14 protein-coding genes are annotated in these 16,403 nt (G+C 58.5%); 3 read left to right on the top strand and 11 right to left on the bottom strand.

The window, feature by feature from the left end:
- Nucleotides 1–14 precede the first annotated feature (14 nt).
- The 5 genes from C8D72_RS17400 to hemB all read right to left on the bottom strand — a co-directional run bounded on the left by C8D72_RS17400 (nucleotide 15) and on the right by hemB (nucleotide 5,998).
- The gene (locus tag C8D72_RS17400) at nucleotides 15–959 is read right to left on the bottom strand and encodes a hypothetical protein (protein WP_147301548.1); all 945 of its coding nucleotides are present in this window, start codon (nucleotides 957–959) and stop codon (nucleotides 15–17) included.
- Between the two features lie 87 nt (nucleotides 960–1,046).
- Nucleotides 1,047–1,544: an RIP homotypic interaction motif-containing protein gene (locus tag C8D72_RS14520; protein ID WP_170140617.1), complete on the bottom strand. Its 498-nt coding sequence runs from the start codon at nucleotides 1,542–1,544 to the stop codon at nucleotides 1,047–1,049.
- 409 nt (nucleotides 1,545–1,953) lie between these two features.
- Nucleotides 1,954–4,152, bottom strand: coding sequence for an OsmC domain/YcaO domain-containing protein (locus tag C8D72_RS14525; protein ID WP_115855176.1), 2,199 nt, complete (start codon nucleotides 4,150–4,152; stop codon nucleotides 1,954–1,956).
- Nucleotides 4,153–4,254: 102 nt separating this feature from the next.
- A complete protein-coding gene (locus C8D72_RS14530; protein ID WP_115855177.1) occupies nucleotides 4,255–4,911 on the bottom strand; it encodes a DsbA family oxidoreductase in 657 nt (218 codons plus the stop codon).
- Nucleotides 4,912–5,023: 112 nt separating this feature from the next.
- Nucleotides 5,024–5,998 carry a porphobilinogen synthase gene (gene hemB / locus C8D72_RS14535; protein ID WP_115855178.1) on the bottom strand — a complete coding sequence of 325 codons (975 nt, stop codon included), beginning with the start codon at nucleotides 5,996–5,998 and terminating at the stop codon, nucleotides 5,024–5,026.
- Nucleotides 5,999–6,454: 456 nt separating this feature from the next.
- Here hemB and C8D72_RS14540 point away from each other — a divergent pair, with 456 nt between their 5' ends.
- Complete coding sequence (locus tag C8D72_RS14540) at nucleotides 6,455–7,771, top strand: hypothetical protein (RefSeq protein ID WP_115855179.1); 1,317 nt, start codon at nucleotides 6,455–6,457, stop codon at nucleotides 7,769–7,771.
- 23 nt (nucleotides 7,772–7,794) lie between these two features.
- Here the strand turns inward: C8D72_RS14540 and lldD are convergent, their stop codons facing one another.
- A complete protein-coding gene (gene lldD, locus C8D72_RS14545) occupies nucleotides 7,795–8,949 on the bottom strand; it encodes an FMN-dependent L-lactate dehydrogenase LldD (RefSeq protein WP_115855180.1) in 1,155 nt (384 codons plus the stop codon).
- 137 nt (nucleotides 8,950–9,086) lie between these two features.
- Nucleotides 9,087–10,109 carry a LacI family DNA-binding transcriptional regulator gene (locus tag C8D72_RS14550; protein WP_115855181.1) on the bottom strand — a complete coding sequence of 341 codons (1,023 nt, stop codon included), beginning with the start codon at nucleotides 10,107–10,109 and terminating at the stop codon, nucleotides 9,087–9,089.
- Between the two features lie 145 nt (nucleotides 10,110–10,254).
- Here C8D72_RS14550 and C8D72_RS14555 point away from each other — a divergent pair, with 145 nt between their 5' ends.
- On the top strand, nucleotides 10,255–11,004 hold the full coding sequence (locus C8D72_RS14555; protein WP_115855182.1) for an alpha/beta hydrolase: 750 nt from the start codon (nucleotides 10,255–10,257) through the stop codon (nucleotides 11,002–11,004).
- A 102-nt stretch (nucleotides 11,005–11,106) separates the two neighbouring features.
- Here the strand turns inward: C8D72_RS14555 and C8D72_RS17550 are convergent, their stop codons facing one another.
- Nucleotides 11,107–11,250 carry a hypothetical protein gene (locus C8D72_RS17550; RefSeq protein ID WP_170140618.1) on the bottom strand — a complete coding sequence of 48 codons (144 nt, stop codon included), beginning with the start codon at nucleotides 11,248–11,250 and terminating at the stop codon, nucleotides 11,107–11,109.
- Nucleotides 11,251–11,894: 644 nt separating this feature from the next.
- Here C8D72_RS17550 and C8D72_RS14560 point away from each other — a divergent pair.
- Nucleotides 11,895–13,181, top strand: a complete 1,287-nt coding sequence (locus C8D72_RS14560) for an exopolysaccharide biosynthesis polyprenyl glycosylphosphotransferase (protein ID WP_115855183.1) — start codon at nucleotides 11,895–11,897, stop codon at nucleotides 13,179–13,181.
- A 91-nt stretch (nucleotides 13,182–13,272) separates the two neighbouring features.
- On the opposite strand, the gene C8D72_RS14565 is transcribed toward C8D72_RS14560, so the two are convergent.
- The 3 genes from C8D72_RS14565 to C8D72_RS14575 all read right to left on the bottom strand — a co-directional run bounded on the left by C8D72_RS14565 (nucleotide 13,273) and on the right by C8D72_RS14575 (nucleotide 16,320).
- Nucleotides 13,273–14,781, bottom strand: a complete 1,509-nt coding sequence (locus C8D72_RS14565) for a tripartite tricarboxylate transporter permease (protein WP_115855184.1) — start codon at nucleotides 14,779–14,781, stop codon at nucleotides 13,273–13,275.
- A gap of 3 nt (nucleotides 14,782–14,784) precedes the next feature.
- Nucleotides 14,785–15,243 (bottom strand): tripartite tricarboxylate transporter TctB family protein, encoded by a 459-nt coding sequence (locus C8D72_RS14570; protein WP_115855185.1) that lies wholly within the window; start codon nucleotides 15,241–15,243, stop codon nucleotides 14,785–14,787.
- A 66-nt stretch (nucleotides 15,244–15,309) separates the two neighbouring features.
- Nucleotides 15,310–16,320, bottom strand: a complete 1,011-nt coding sequence (locus C8D72_RS14575) for a Bug family tripartite tricarboxylate transporter substrate binding protein (protein ID WP_245955284.1) — start codon at nucleotides 16,318–16,320, stop codon at nucleotides 15,310–15,312.
- Nucleotides 16,321–16,403 lie beyond the last annotated feature (83 nt).

The raw sequence follows: 16,403 nt of genomic DNA on the forward strand, positions 1-16,403 counted from the left end.
TAAAAAAAGTCGATTTAACCATTCACTTTACACAGCTGTGACTTGCTTACAAGCCATAGCCTTAAGTCATGATTACGAAATTTTTTGACAGATGATACAGAAGAATTGATTTCTTTTTCACTTATCTCTTTGGCCTCAAAGATACCAAAAGCCAATAACATATCATCAGCTTTATAGCTATTAAACAATTCCACATCAGAAGACCATATAGACACATTAACCGCATCCAATATTCCTTCCTCATTTTTCTTATACGGGCCAATTAAATTTATAACTAAAAACTGACCGTTTTTTCCATCGATAATTTTTACAGACTTAACAGTTCCAACAATTGCGACAGGAACAGAAACGGTTGCTTCACGTACATTTGAGTAACATCTAAAAAAATCCTTATCTTCATAATAAAAGTCTTTCCATGGAAGACGAGTACCATCAAAAACTAGTTCTAGCAGATTTTCTATATCTTTATCTTCTTCGCAAAGTGACCGAACCCTCAACACCTTTACAGCACTATTAATATAAGACCCGAGCTTTTTTCCCGACTTTACGTATTCTTTATCTTCGTTTTCCTTTTGATTATATGGGCCTCTTTTTCTTTTTTCTCTTGCCAAATTTTGTAGCTCTTTAATAGCTTTTTTTACGGCTAAAAGCCGCAACTCGAATTTACCTGACTCTGTTTGAGCTAAAAAGTTTTCATCAGACTCTCTAGCAATTATCTTTACCTGACCTTTAATATTGTATCTGCATTCTGGCCCATGAGCGTTGCCTGTTTTTAACCTAAAGTATGGATTCACAAAAACAATATTGTCACCCACCTCACGTGTAAAACCATTTACGAAACTAACTTTGGCATTACAGAACTCGCATTCAAGAGGAGAGGTATAATCTAATCTTTCAGCTATAGATATAGTAACCTCTTTACTTTTGCTATCTATAGCAGCAGGCATTTTTGAAGCCATATCAATTCCAGATTTTATTTTTGATCATGTTTAATTATTTCAGTTGCGGCAGGTATTGTAAGTGATAGCTTACGATAATCTATACCCCTAAAAAACAGCGCCAGTCGCAGCGCCAATAACCGATACAACAGCGGGATGCTCTAATAATTTACGTAGCATCCCTTTAGCTTCCTCTTTCTGCTCGGATGAAAGATCTGCAGACTCGATTTTTTTAACCAAGGCTTCAAAGGAATTCACAATATTCTGGGTATTGTAGTCGCCGACCTGAACCGATTGGGCTCCATGAATATTGATCGTGTGCGCAGGTTTTTGTATTTCAGATTGTCCGCCTTTGCGATACTTGACTTGATAATGTGCGCCCATGCCAGTTACACCACGCTTATAGAAGGTAACTTCAGTGACTATGCAACGCTCGTCTTTATCACTGGGCAGTTTACGAAGAATTATGTCGCCCTCTTCTACATCTGCTTTCTCATCGAGAATAAAAATAGTCTTGCCAGGAAACGCGGCCTTATATGGACCGATTACAGATCCATCTTTCTTTTCAACTCGAGCTTCATCCTCGTACTCTTTCAAAAGACTCATAATTTCCTCTTTTTGGTAGGCTCGCTTATTGATTTGAGAGTGCATATGCGCTTAAAAACGAGGCAATGTGTACTCTGGATCGGCTATCAAACCTGATATAGTAGATAGCAACCTTACTACATGGCTCGGAGCTACGGATTATCGAAATTTGCCGGCTGCCTTCATACGTTAGTCCTTGCGTAAGCTCTATTAATCCAAGCCATCTCTAGTAGCATCTACTTAATGTAACTACCTATTATACCGAGAGCAACGCTAACCAAAGTCTGAGGTGACTTTTCTACTGCCGTGTGTTGGCAGTTATTGCTGATAGAGTTATAGCGAGATCGATAATGGGACCGGCGTATAGCGACAGCCAAAACAAAAACGCCCACTCGAAAGTGGGCGCCATGCACAACATGATGACCTGTCATCAGCGTTTAGCGTTCGCCGCCCGCCAGGCGTGCAGCTTCTTGTAGCTCGTGATCAAACGCTGATGCCGGTCAATGCCTGCCAGATTCATGTTGGTTTCGGTGAGACCGTAAAAGCGCACGTCGCCGTTGATCGAGCCGACCGCGGCGAGAATCTTCTCCTCGCCGAACATGCGCGAGAGGTTCTTGTGGTAGTCCTCGAACTCAAGCTCGTCATCGATGGCGATCTCGAGCACCGCGGTGAGCGCCTGATAGAACAGGCCGCGGTCGCGGGTGTTGTCGTTGAACTGCAAGAACATCTGCGTGCGGTCGAGCGCTTCCTCGTACTGCCCCAGCGCGAGGCTGATCAGAAGCTTCAGCTCGGCGATCGTCAGCTCCGACCAGACGGTATTGTCGTCAAACTCGATGCCGATCAGCGTGACGATCTTCATCTGCTCGTCGAGCTCGCTCTCCTCCAGCCGCTCGAGAAGGTCCGCAAGCTGCTCATCTTCCAGCGCGTGCAGGTTGAGGATGTCCTCGCGGTAGTTGAGCGCCATGTTGGTGTTGTCCCACACCAGATCATCCACCGGATAGACCTCGGAGTAGCCCGGCACCAGAATGCGGCACACCGGCGCGCCCAGGTCCTCATGGTGGGTCACGTAGGCCTCATGGCCGTCTTCCGCGAGAATCCCGAACAGCCGCTCGGCCTCCTCGTTCGTCGCGCCGGAGAAGTCCCAGTCGCAGAACGCAACATCCGCGCGGGCGCTGAAAAAGCGCCAGGAGACCACGCCGGAGGAGTCGATGAAGTGCTCGACGAAGTTGTTCGGCTCCGTCACTGCCTGGGAGTTGAAGGTCGGCTGGGGCAGATCGTCCATGCCTTCAAAGCTGCGGCCCTGCAGCAGCTCGGTGAGGCTGCGCTCGATCGCGACCTGCAGGCTCGGATGCGCGCCGAAGGAAGCGAACACGCCGCCGGTGCGCGGGTTCATCAGCGTCACGCACGCGACCGGGTAGCGCCCGCCAAGCGAGGCATCCTTCACCAGTACCGGAAAACCCTGGGCTTCGAGTGCATCGATGCCGGCCTTGATGCCGGGGTAGCGCGCCAGCACCTCCTCGGGCACGTCCGGCAGGGCGATTTCCTGCTCGATGATCTGACGCTTTACCGCCCGCTCAAAGATTTCCGACAGGCACTGCACCTGGGCTTCCGCCAGCGTGTTGCCCGCGCTCATGCCGTTGCTGAGATACAGATTCTCGATCAGGTTCGAGGGGAACCAGACCGTTTCACCGTCCGAGTGGCGGGTGAACGGCAGCGCAACGATGCCGCGATCACGACGCCCGGAGTTGGTGTCGATCAGGTGCGAGGCGCGCAGCTCACCGTCCGGATCGAAGATCGCCCGGCAGTGGTCATCCAGCACGCCTTCCGGCAAGGCGTCATCTTCGCCCGGCTGGAACCAGCGCTCGCTGGGGTAATGGACGAAATCGCTGTTGGCGATCTCGGTGCCAAAGAACTGATCGTTGTAGAAGAAGTTGCAGGACAGGCGCTCGATGAACTCGCCCAGCGCCGAGCACAGCGCGGCTTCCTTGGTCGAGCCCTTGCCGTTGGTGAAGCACATCGGCGATGCCGCATCGCGGATGTGCAGCGACCAGACGTTGGGCACGATGTTGCGCCAGGAAGCGATCTCGATCTTCATCCCCAGGCGCTCGAGAATGCCGGTCATGTTGGCAATGGTCTGCTCCAGCGGCAGGTCCTTGCCCTCGATCCAGGTGCTCTCCCCTTCGCCATCCTCTCCAGCCGTGCCGCCCATCAGCAGCGCCTGGGCATCCTCATCGATGTTATCGACCACCTCGATCTGGAACTCGGGGTTGTTCTGGATCACCCGCTTGACCGAGCAGCGCTCGATCGAGCGCAGAATGCCGGTGCGGTCCTTCTCGGAGATGTCGTCCGGCAGCTCGACCTGAATGCGAAAGATCTGGTTATAGCGATTGTCCGGGTCGACGATGTTGTTCTGGGAGAGCCGGATGTTCTCGGTCGGGATCTCGCGGGCGTTGCAGTACACGCGCACGAAGTGCCCCGCACACAGCACCGTGGAGGCCAGAAAGTAATCGAACGGGCCGGGCGCGGAGCCATCGCCCTTGTAGCGAATCGGCTGGTCGGTGAGGACGGTGAAGTCATCGAACTTCGCCTCCTGACGGAGGTTGTCGAGATAGTTGACCTTGATTTCCATGAGGCAGAACCGGATTGGTGACGGGTGACGCGCGGGGCGAATTACCCGCCATTATCCGGATTTGAGGAGGGTGTGTCTTGGGAGAGGGTCAGCGCTTCTGGATCATTGGCGATTAGCGTTTTCTTCCGCCACCTGACGAAGCGCATCGACCAGCACATCGGCGGGCTGGGCGCCGGAAATCAGGTAGCGGCCATCGAGGATGAAGCCCGGCACGGCGCTCACGCCTGCATCCATAAATTGCTGCTGTGCCGCTCGAACCTCGTCCGCGTACTGATCAGAGCGTGCGATGGCCTCGGCAGCGTCACCGTCAAGTCCAACCGCGATCGCCTTCTCGCGCAGAACCTCCGGGTCTGACGGGTTTTTCGCCTCACCGAAGTAGGCCTCAAACAGTGCCAGCTGCAGGGGTGTCGCTCGATTCTGGGTTGCGGCCCACGCCAGCACGCGATGGGTATCGAACGTATTGTTCGCTCGACGTTCAACGGCGCCACGGAAATTCAATCCAAGTTCTTCAGCCACCGCCATGATCTCACGCTGGGACTGCTCCATGGTGGCCGCGTCCTTGCCGTACTTGCGACATAGGTGTTCCAGAATCGGCTCACCCTCGGGCGGCATATCCCGGTTGAGCTCGAAGGGCTGCCAGACGAGCTCCACGTCGATCTCGCCATCAAGCGTTTCCAGTGCCTGCTCCAGGCGACGATAACCGATCGCGCACCACGGGCAGGCGACATCGGATACCAGGTCAATTCTCAACTTTTCCATGATGGATCCCTTCGTCAGTTTCCGGGAAAGGCTCGGCGCTACCAGAAAAAAACGCCACCAAAAACCGCGCCGAGGCGCGGTTTTCATTTCAAACTCTGGCAGCGGGCAGTGCTTACAACCCTTCCTCCAGCAGCTGCGGGGCGAAGTAGGTCATGATCAGATCGGCGCCGGCGCGGCGCATGGAACCCAGCGTTTCACGCACCACGGCGGATTCATCAATCACGCCCTGGGCGGCGGCGAACTTGATCATCGCGTACTCGCCGCTGACCTGATACGCCACCAGCGGCAGCAGGCTGTTGCGGCGGATGTCGGCCATGATGTCCAGATACGCCAGTGCCGGTTTGACCATCAAAAAATCCGCGCCTTCGGCCTCATCGGCAAGCGATTCCCTGAGCGCTTCGCGGCGGTTCATCGGGTCCATCTGGTAGGTCTTGCGATCGCCCTTGAGCTCAGTGCCGGCAGCTTCGCGGAACGGGCCGTACAGCGCGGAGGCAAGCTTGGTGGAATACGCCATGATGGGGATGTCTTCAAAGCCCGCCTCATCGAGCGCTTCGCGGATCGCCGCGACCTGACCGTCCTGCGCGGACGACGGCGCGATAATGTCGGCGCCGGCTTTGGCAGCCTGCACCGCCTGAATGCCGAGGTTCTTGATGGTCAGGTCGTTGTCGACCGTGTTGCCCTTCAGGATGCCGCAGTGACCGTGGCTGGTGTACTCGCAAAAGCAGATGTCCGGAATCACCACCAGCTCCGGCGCGGCTTCCTTGATGATGCGCACCATGCGCGCCACCATGCCGTCTTCCTTCAGGGCGTCGCTGCCAGTCTCATCCTTGTGATGGGAAATGCCGAACGGCATGATACTTCTCAGCCCCAGCGCGCTCAGGCGTCGGGCTTCATCAGCCAGTCTGCTTTCCGGGATGCGGGACTGCCCCGGCATGCCCTCGATCGGCGTGAATTCGTCGGTGTCTTCTTCAACGAAGATCGGATAGACCAGGTGTTCGGCTTTCAGCGAGGTTTCACGCACGATGTCGCGAAGGGCGCTGCTTGAGCGCAGGCGACGAAGACGGGCCTGGGGAAACTGGGCCGGCATGGGCTCTCCTTGAGGCGATGAAAAACGATTCAGATCTCAAGTATAGCGCCGTGCACGGATGAGGTCAGGGTAACGGGGGCATAGGGCCGTGCTATCAGCGGTCAGTGGACTGCACGCCTCTCCCGTGGGGCTTTCCCGCCACGTGCCAGCGAAAAATGCCGACTCAGGGGTGAGTGTTTACTCAAGTTATGTTGTCAGGCATCACGACTGTCTACGATGAGCACCGATTCCAGCCACTTGCCTGCCAACGCCGAATGTGCCCTTTTCGTCTCGACGCTGCGCCCTTGCGCGGCGTTTTGTCGATGATGGCCAACGCATCGCAAATACCCATCAAGCGCCGTGCGCCTGCGGCCATGTCGCACGCATCACCCCCTTGAGACACCAGCAGCCACACTCATTCATTCGTCCAGCGATTACCATCACCGTGTCATCACCTCAGCGAAGATTACTCTACACATGACAGCCAGGCATGAGACCACCCGGGAACAAGAGCGCTCCTGCTGGGTACTGGGCATTTTACCCGCACCGGAACTGCCCACGCGTATCGTCGAAAAAATTCGGGAGCGCCTGAACGAGCGACTCTCACGCCAGGTCGCCAGCGATAACGACTGGCGTATCGAGACCGTTACCGACCCGATGGTTGGCACCGACGAGGACGCTGATGACATCCTGAATGAAGCCGAACGCTTCAAGCGTGAGCACGGCTGGACCTACGTGGTGTGTTTGACGGACCTGCCCCTGTTTCACAGTGGCAAGCCATTGGCGGCCAGTGCCAGCGGCAACCGCGGGGTAGCAATTCTGTCTCAACCGGCACTGGGGGCGTCACCGATCGCCCGACGCGTGGAAGAGGCAATTATTCAGCTGGTCAGCGAGCTGCACTTCGGTAGCTCTCCGGAAGGGCGAAGCACCTACTGCCAGTACCACGATAAAACTCGGCGGGGCCAGCGCAAGGAAGCCGAGCGGCTGGTCAAACGGCGGCTGTCTGAATGGGTGGCACCCTTTGTTAGATGCGACATCTGTCAGAAAAACAGCGACCTCGACGTGCGCTTCATCGCCCGCTTCAAAGTGCCCGGCTATTTCAAGCTGATCGGCGGCATGGTCCGGGCCAATCGTCCATGGTCGATTTTCCCGGCCTTTCGCCGCATCGGTGCCGCCGCCTTCGCGACCGGCGCCTACGGGATGATTTTTAACTCGATGTGGCGACTGGCCGACAGCTACGAGCCATGGCGTTTTTTGATCCTGATGCTGCTTTCCATGTTCGCCATGGTGATATGGATCATGATCGATCACGGCCTGTGGGAGCCGGTGCGCCACAAGGACGCGTTTTCCAACGCCAATCTTTACAATATCGCCACGGTCAGCACGCTGAGTATCGGGGTGCTGTTTTATTACCTTCTGCTGACGCTATTGTTCTTTGCCACGGCCTTTCTTTTTGTGCCATCGGCGGTCATGGGGCAAACGCTTGGCCATGAAGTCGGCGCACTTGAGTTTGCCGCGCTCGGATGGCTCGCCGCCTCGCTGGCAACCGTCGGCGGTGCGCTGGGGTCCGGGCTTGAAAGTGACGACACCGTGCGAAACGCCACCTATGGCTATCGCCAGCAGCTTCGCCAGAAACGCCTTCAGGAACAGCGCGACAGCAACAATGACAACGAGGACCCCAAAGACCCTGAAAAGGACGAGGGTGATCAAAACGACGATGAAAGGTGCGACGGTGAGCGTGATGCACAAGACCCGCAAAAAAAGCCCCAACGCTCGAGCCCCAGCAGGGACTAGCCGGCTGTATGCATTGAGACGCCCTACTGCCTGAGCGTCTCCAGTGCGCTGGCCAGGGCGTTTTCGTCGATCTCCTCGATCGAGCGCTTGCTGGTCAGGGTCATTGCCACCCGCATCTCCTTTTCGAACAGCTCAAGCAGATTGGTCACACCCGCCTCGCCTGCGGCGGCCAGGGCAAAGATCCATGAGCGTCCGAGCAGCACGGCGTCCGCCCCCAGGGCAATCATGCGCACGACGTCCAGCCCGTTACGCACGCCGGAATCCGCCAGCACCTTGAGATCGCCGCTGACGGCATCAGCGATCGGCGGCAGCGCCCGGGCGCTCGAGAGCACGCCATCGAGCTGGCGCCCGCCATGGTTGGACACCACGATGCCGTCGGCGCCGAAGCGCACCGCATCGCGGGCATCCTCCGGGTCGAGAATGCCCTTGATGATCATGCTTCCCTTCCAGAAATCGCGGATCCACTCCAGATCCTTCCACGAGATCGCCGGGTCGAAATTCTTGCTTAACCAGCCGATGTAGTCCTCAAGCCCCGTCACCTGACCGCGGTATTCGGAGATGTTGCCCAGATCGTGCGGGCGACCGTTAATACCGACATCCCAGCTCCACTGCGGGTGCGTCACCGCCTGAAACATGCGCCTTTGCGCGGCAAAGGGTCCGCTCATGCCGGAGTGAGCGTCGCGATAGCGCGCGCCGGGGGTGGGCATGTCCACCGTGAAGACCAGCGTGCGAACGCCTGCCGCCCATGCTTTCTCCAACACATGTTGCATGAAGCCGCGGTCCTTCAACACGTAGAGCTGAAACCACATGGCCTGGTCGGTCGCGCGGGCCACCTCCTCGATCGGACAAACCGAGACCGTCGACAGGGTAAAGGGCACGCCCTTCGACTCGGCAGCGCGCGCGGCCTGCACCTCGCCTCTTCTGGCATACATCCCCGTCAACCCCACCGGGCCCAGCGCGACCGGCATGGGCAGCGTCTGACCGAACAGCTCGGTCTCAAGCGACAGCTCCGACATGTCAGTCAACACCCGCTGGCGCAGGGCGATATCGGCCAGATCGCTGACATTGCGCTCAAGCGTGTGCTCGGCGTAGGAGCCACCATCGGCGTAGTGAAAGAGAAAGGGCGGCAGCCGGCGCTTTGCAGCGCGGCGATAGTCGGTAGACGCGGAAATGATCATGGCAGTGCTCGTTGGAAGATGAATTTTCCACATTGCGATATTCACAATGATGGCACTTTCATCCGTTTTGAAAACCGAATCTCCAACGACATGCCGGTGCGCGGTCGATAGCTCCATCATCAGCAGGCGGATGCATTTTACGTCACCAGTTCACCACGCACGGTCAGCGTACACACCTCTGCCTGCGGGTCGCGCATCTGTACCAGCAGCTGCTCGAGGGCCTGAGCACCGGCGCGGTAGCCGTCGTGCACCACGCACGGCACGGTGATATCGAAAATTTCCAGATAGGGCAGCCGGTCAATGCCGACCACGCAGGTCTGATCGCGACCGATACCGGCTTCCCGCAGCGCCTTGAGCGCGCCCAGGGTGATCAGTTGATTGAGCCCGAAAATGGCCCGCGGTACGCCGTGGCGGCCGAGATAGTCGCGTACCTGCGTTACGGCCGGTGCCAGGGTGTAGTCGCCCCACAGCACATCGATGGTGACCTCGCCGGCCTGAGCGCTCAAGGCTTCCCGCACGCCCTCGAGGCGCTCACACGTGATGCGCGAGCGCTCGGGGCCGGCCACCACCAGCAGGCGATCCCGCTCGGTGCGACGCTGGGCTATCAGTGCCTCCTCCAGCAGATAGTGCGCCACGCGCTCGCCGGCCCAGAGATTGTCCAGCACCACGGCGCTGAAGCCGCTGTCATGGAGGGTTCGATCGAGCTGAACCACGGCGATATCGCTGGCCTTGAGTCGGACCAGATAGTCGGGCTGATAGTCGGGCTCATCGGAGACCGGGGAGAGAATCAGCCCGGCGGCCTGATAGCTCAACAGCGTGTCGATGGCGGTGGACTCGAGACGCGGGTCGCTGTCGGTATCAAAGAGCATGATGGCGTAGTCATGCTGCTTGGCGTGACGCGAGATCGCCTTGATCATCTCGGCGTAGAAGGGGTTATCCAGGCTTGCCGTGACCACGCCGATCAGGCGGCTGTCGCTGCGCTTGAGACCGCGGGCAAAGGCGTTGGGCACGTAGCCCAGTTCAAGGGCGGCCTGCTCGATGCGCTCGCGCGTGGCCGGCCTGACCAGCTCGGGCTTGTTGAGCGCACGCGAGACCGTGATATTGGTCATCCCGACATGACGGGCAATGTCGGCAATGGTGACTTTTCTGCTGGCGGCCATGGGGACTCGTTCTACTCATGAAAGAAAGCGCACCGACGTGACAGGCACCAGCGAATATCGCACGCTGATCAAGGGATAACGTCTGCCGACAGGGCGCTGCTCGCCACCTTTATACGTTCACATGACATGACCGCCGGAGCCCATCATGGCACAGCTGACCTGCCGCTTCGCCTCGCAGATACTCGACGTGACGCTCTCTCTCAACGCCATTGTTCCCGAGCATGCCAAAGCGCCGTCGCCGGTGCTTTATCTGCTGCATGGGCTGTCAGAAGATGATAGCGCCTGGCAGCGCTTTAGTGCCATCGAGCGCTACGCCGAGAGTTACGGCATTGCCGTGATCATGCCGCAGGTGGGACGAAGCTATTACACCGACATGGCCTTTGGCCCGGCCTGGTATCGTTTTCTGAGCGAGGAGCTGCCGGTGATCAGCGAGCGGCTCTTTCCCATCTCGACACGCCGGGAGGAGACGTTTGTCGCGGGGCTATCGATGGGCGGCTATGGCGCCTTCAAGTGGGCATTGCGCGAGCCCGAGCGCTTTGCCGCAGCGGCCAGCCTTTCCGGGTCGCTGGATATCGTGGCGGTAGGCCAGCGCGACACGCCGCCGCCGGAGTATCCGCTGATCTTTGACCGGAATCCGGCCGGCACCGACGATGATCTTTTTGCCCTGCTGACACGCTATCGCACGCCGCAGCCCTGTCAGCCGGCGCTGTTTCAGTGGTGTGGGCGGGAAGACTTTCTCTACGAAGACAATCTTCGCTTCAAGGAAGCCGCACAGCAGAGCGCGCTTGCGCTGGAGTGGCATGACGGCCCCGGCGATCATCAGTGGCGCTACTGGGACCGCCAGATTCAGCGCGTGCTCAAGTGGCTGCCGACTCACGCCTCGGCAAACGCCTGAGCTCCCCGGCACACGGGTCGGATACATTGGCCGAATAGCACAACACCCGGCACGTGGCCGGGTGTTGAAAGCGCCTGTAAAGCGCCACGCAACTGTAGATGACTACGAGTGCTGCGGCCGGGGCTCATCCTCGGCGACAGGAGCGCTTTCCATGAAATGACCACTATTGGCCGAAACGCCCATGGCGGAGAAAACGGCAAGGACGGCCAGTGCTGTCACTACAAGATAAACAATCAGAATTCCCATGACGTTACTCCCTGATCGCGATAATCACGATATTCAATGAGGGTCAGGCCACTTTTATCAACTGTTATTATTCAAGGGCCAGACAACGAAGCCATTATTTTTATACACTAAAGGCCACAAGGATATATAACTGAAATCAGCAACTCGATATTTATCGGATACAACAAATATCGTCCGATATTCAGTTCGCGTCATCTAATCGACACATTCATCATGCCTGACATCTGCAGGTAACGAGATTACCCAAAGGTCTATTTGGAGTAACGAAATGTAAGCACGCCAAAATGCCCGCGCGCTCAGTCCTGGCCCGCGTTAAAGGTACTTTTGGACAGTGTTCCGAAAGGCTGTCAGCCCATAAGAGGCCTCATCAGATGACCTGCTCCTGCATGAACAACGAACGTCAGACTTTTATTTTCACAGCCTCTAATACCCGGAAGCATTTTAACCACTTAAAAAAGTAATAATCCTCAACATATTTATCAATGCACAATATTGCATAGATAATCCTGTCAAATAAAACGATGTTACTCCCCACATCAGAATAAAATGTCGCTGACGGACCGGCTCCCCTGTCGCCGTAAAGTCGTCTGATGCCTTGAAAAACCGTTATTAATCAATAAAAGATATCCATTCAGGAACAGGTCATGGAAATGACGACACGACCGGTGCGCAGCAATCACCGGCACTCGCTGTGGTATGAGCGCATTCTCTTGAGCTTTCGGTTTCATTATCTACTTGGCCTGGTGCTGACCTCCCTGCTGCCGGCCTTGTGGGGATGGGGCTGGTTCACTTCGACAATAGAGCATGACGGCGCCAATACTGCCCTGCTGGCCAGCGCCATCGCCTATATGGTGGCGTTTCGTACCGTGCATCAGCTCTCCCGCCATCCGGGCACCGACCCCTGCATGTATGTCCTTGCGGTGGTGACGGCCGTTTACCTGCTCATACTGATGGTACTGGAGCTGCTGGCCATTCCCTTCCATATGGGGCAGCTTTTGATGTCAGGTCTGCTCGCACTGCTGTGCGGCTGGGTGGGGTATCGGGTGGCGCGGCGCTACCGCCGTCGCAAGATGGCGCTGGTGCCGCTGGGCAATATCGGAGAGTGGTTCGGCCATCAGGACATCGATCAGCGCTGGTTGAGCGGCCCGGACCTTGAGAATCTGCGCGTCGATGGCGTGATCGTGGATCTCTCCTGCGACCTGAGCGACGAATGGCAGCGCTTTCTGGCCGACTGCACCATCATGCGTATTCCGGTCTACGATGCACGCCGCTTCGGCGAGGCCAGCACCGGCCGCATCGGGCTGGATCAGATCCACGGCAATCGCTACGGCTCCCTGATGCCCAGAACCGGCTATGAACTGCTCAAGCGCCTGGCCGATATCGCCGCGGTGCTTTTGATGCTGCCGGCGGCGCTGCCGCTGATGGGCGTGGCCGCGATCATGATCAAGCGCGACGACCCGGGCCCGATCCTGTTTCGCCAACGCCGTTCAGGCTTTCAGGGCGAGGAGTTCGACGTCTACAAGATGCGCAGCATGTACGTGAACCCTGACGATGTTCGTCCCACTCAGGAAGGCGAAGACCCGCGCATCACCAAGGTCGGCAAGTATTTGCGCAAGTACCGTATCGATGAGCTGCCGCAGCTTTTCAACGTACTCAAGGGCGAGATGAGCCTGATCGGCCCGCGCCCGGAGACCCCGGCACTGACCGAGGCCTATGAGCGCGATATCCCATTCTTTCGCTATCGTCACGTGGTCCGACCCGGCATCTCGGGCTGGGCCCAGGTCGAGCAGGGCTACGCCTCGGAAGTCGAAGGCTCGCGCACCAAGCTCGAGTATGACTTCTACTACATTCGCAACTTCTCGTTCTGGATGGACCTGCTGGTCGTGATCCGCACCATTCGCACCATCTTCACCGGGTCCGGGGCCCGATAGTCCCGGCTGCTCCATAAAAGGCCGCATAAAAAAGGCCCGCCAATGGCGGGCCTTTTGCGTGAGCGACAATCCACGTGAACGGCAATCGGGCTCAGGGGTTGGCCGGCACCGCGGCACGACGGCGACGCCAGCCGCGATACATCGGCAGCACCAGCATCAGTACCACCAGCGCCCAGCCGCCCCAGGTGATCGGGCTCGACCACAGAATCGAGAGCTCGCCGTTGGAGATCGACAGCGCCCGACGCAGGTTCTGCTCCATGATGCCGCCCAGGATAAAGCCCAGCAGCACGGCAGAGAGCGGAAAGTCGAACTTGCGCAGGATGTAGCCCACCACGCCGATCACGATCATCAGAAACAGATCGAAGGTGGTGGCATGCACGCCGTAGACACCGATGGCGGTGACGATCGCAATCCCCGGCACCAGCGCCCAGTAGGGCACGGCCAGAATCTTGGTGAACACGCGAATCAGTGGAATGTTCATCACCACCAGCATGACGTTGGCAATAAACAGCGAAGCGATCAGGCCCCACACCAGCTGCGGGTCGGTCTGAAACAGCATCGGCCCGGGCGTGATGTTGTAAAGGGTCAGCGCCCCGAGCATCACCGCCGTGGTGCCCGACCCCGGCACGCCCAGGGTCAACATCGGCACCATCGAGCCACAGGCCGCGGCGCTGTTGGCGGTTTCGGGTGCGGCCAGCCCGCGCAGGTCACCGTTGCCAAAGCGGTTGTCCTTCGTGGCCATGCGCTTTTCGCTCATGTAGGCCACGGCACTGGCCATGGTCGCTCCGGCGCCCGGCAGGATCCCCATGAAAAAGCCCACCACGCCGCTGCGCAGCACCGTCCACTTGACCAGCATCGCCTCTTTCATGTTGAACATCATGCGACCGCTGGTCTTGAGCGCGCTCTGGCCGTAATAGGTGCGCTCGAGCAGCACCAGAATCTCGCTGATGCTGAAAAGCCCCAGCACCAGCACCACAAACTGAATGCCGTCGGCAAGACCGAGACTGCCGAAGGTGAAGCGATAAACGCCGCTGTTGGCATCGATCCCCACGCAGGCCAGCAGCAGCCCGATCAGCGAGGCCACGGCGGTTTTCATCGGCTTGTTGCCGGCCATGCCCGCCAGACAGGTAATGGCAAACACCATCATCACGAAGTATTCGGCCGGGCCGAACGCCACCGCCCACTTCGCCAGCAGCGGGGCAAAGATGGTCACGCCGATGGTCGCGATCAGCCCGCCGGTAAAGGAGCCGGCCGCCGAGATCGACAGCGCAATGCCGCCCTTGCCCTGTCGCGCCAGCGGGTGGCCGTCCAGCGCGGTCATGACCGCCGAGGCCTCACCGGGAATGTTCAAGAGAATCGACGAGATGCGTCCGCCGTACTCGCAGCCCAGATAAACCGCCGCCAGCAGGATCAGCGAGGTCTCCGGTGGCAGGCCCAGCGCAAAGGCGATCGGAATCAAAAGCGCCACGCCGTTGATCGGCCCCAGTCCCGGCAAAAGCCCCACCACGGTGCCGATCAGCGTGCCGCACAGGGCCGTGAATAGATTCAGCGGCGTGGTTGCCACGCCAAACCCCTGGCCCAGATAACCCAGTGTTTCCATGGTTCAGACTCCCAGTCCTGACAGCACGCCCAGCGGCAGCGGCACGTCCAGCACTCGATCAAACAGCATGTAAAAGGCCACCGACATGACAGCGCCCGTGATGACACTGGTCACCCAGCCGCCGTTGTAGAGCCGGCACATGGCGATGGCGAAGAGAAAGGCCGAGACGATAAAGCCGAGTTTTTCGAAGAAAAACGCAAACAGCGCCAGCGCCAGCACACACAGCACCAGCCGGCCCAGCACCTGGCCGGTCAGAGGGGTGTCGGCGTTTTCCTCGGCCATCTGTCCGGGGCGAATCATCAGATAGACCGTGCCGGCTGCCAGCAGGATCAGCAGCAGCAGCGGGAAGGCGCGCGGCCCGACCGGCTCGTAGGAAAAGGGCGCTTCATAGGTGGTCGCGGCGTAGGCCAGCACTGCGTAGACGACCAGCAGTGCCACCAGAAAGAGTCGTTGGTAGATCATGGCAGGCTCCGGACGAACGGCCAGCAGCGCAGGGGCCCCAGGAGCGCCCCTGCGCCGGTATCGAAGTTACTGGATCAGACCGAACTGACCGGCCAGCTCGCGGTACTCACCGACGCGTTTGGTGACGTAGTCGTTGAGCTCATCACCGGTCATGGAGAAGGGGTAGAGTTCACGGCTTTCGCGCAGCTGGGCGAAGTCCTCGGAGGCCAGCAGCTTGTCGAAGGCATCCTTCCACCAGTTGTAGGCCTCATCGCTGACTTCCGGTCCGACGTAGAAACCGCGGATGACCGGCCACTCCACGTCGTAACCCTGCTCGATGGCGGTGGGAATCTCCCCGGTCACGTCACCCGGCAAACGTTCTTCGGAGAACACCGCCAGAATGCGCATGTCGCCGCTTTCAACGTGGGGCACGGAGTCGGCGATATCGGTACTGGCGACCTGGATATGCCCGCCCAGAAGAGAGGTCGCCAGCTCGCCGCCGCCTTCCATCGCGACATAGCGCATCTTCTGCGGATCAATGCCGGCCGCCTTCGCCAGCAGGGCGGTCTGCATCCAGTCCTGACCGCCCACCGAACCACCGGCGCCGATCACGACCTTGCTGGGGTCCTTGCGCAGAGCCTGCACCAAATCATCCAGATTTTTGTAGGGAGAATCCGCCCGCACGGCAACGGCGCCATAGCTGGTGCCCACGGCGGCCAGCCAGCGCACCGCACTTTCGTCAAAGCGACCGAACTTGCCCTGAGAGAGGTTCAACAGCGAGCCGCTGGACCAGGCAACGATGGCGTTGGCATCCGACGGGCGCTGGGCGACCACCGTGTTGTAGGCCACCGCGCCGACGCCACCGGGCATGTAGGTGACACGCATCGGCGAGGAGAGAATGTTTTCCTGCACCAGCGCGCTCTGGGCCAGCTTGCAGGTCAGGTCAAACCCGCCGCCGGGGGCCGCAGGCGCGATACACTCGGGCCGCCGGGGCTCTTCCGCGGCCATGGCCTGAACCGCTGCGCCCAGACTCAGAGCGCCCATCAGCGCCACGGCTGCCATGCGACCCTTGCCGAAAGTACGTCGTGTCATTGTCATGTCGGATGTTCCTCACGTCGGCCCGGCGAGCTGCCCGGCGCTGTTATTGTGTGGTCTGCAAGTGCTGTGTGGCCTGCAAAGTC

Origin of the sequence: Kushneria indalinina DSM 14324 (assembly GCF_003385845.1) — a bacterium.
Taxonomy (GTDB): Bacteria; Pseudomonadota; Gammaproteobacteria; order Pseudomonadales; family Halomonadaceae; genus Kushneria; species Kushneria indalinina.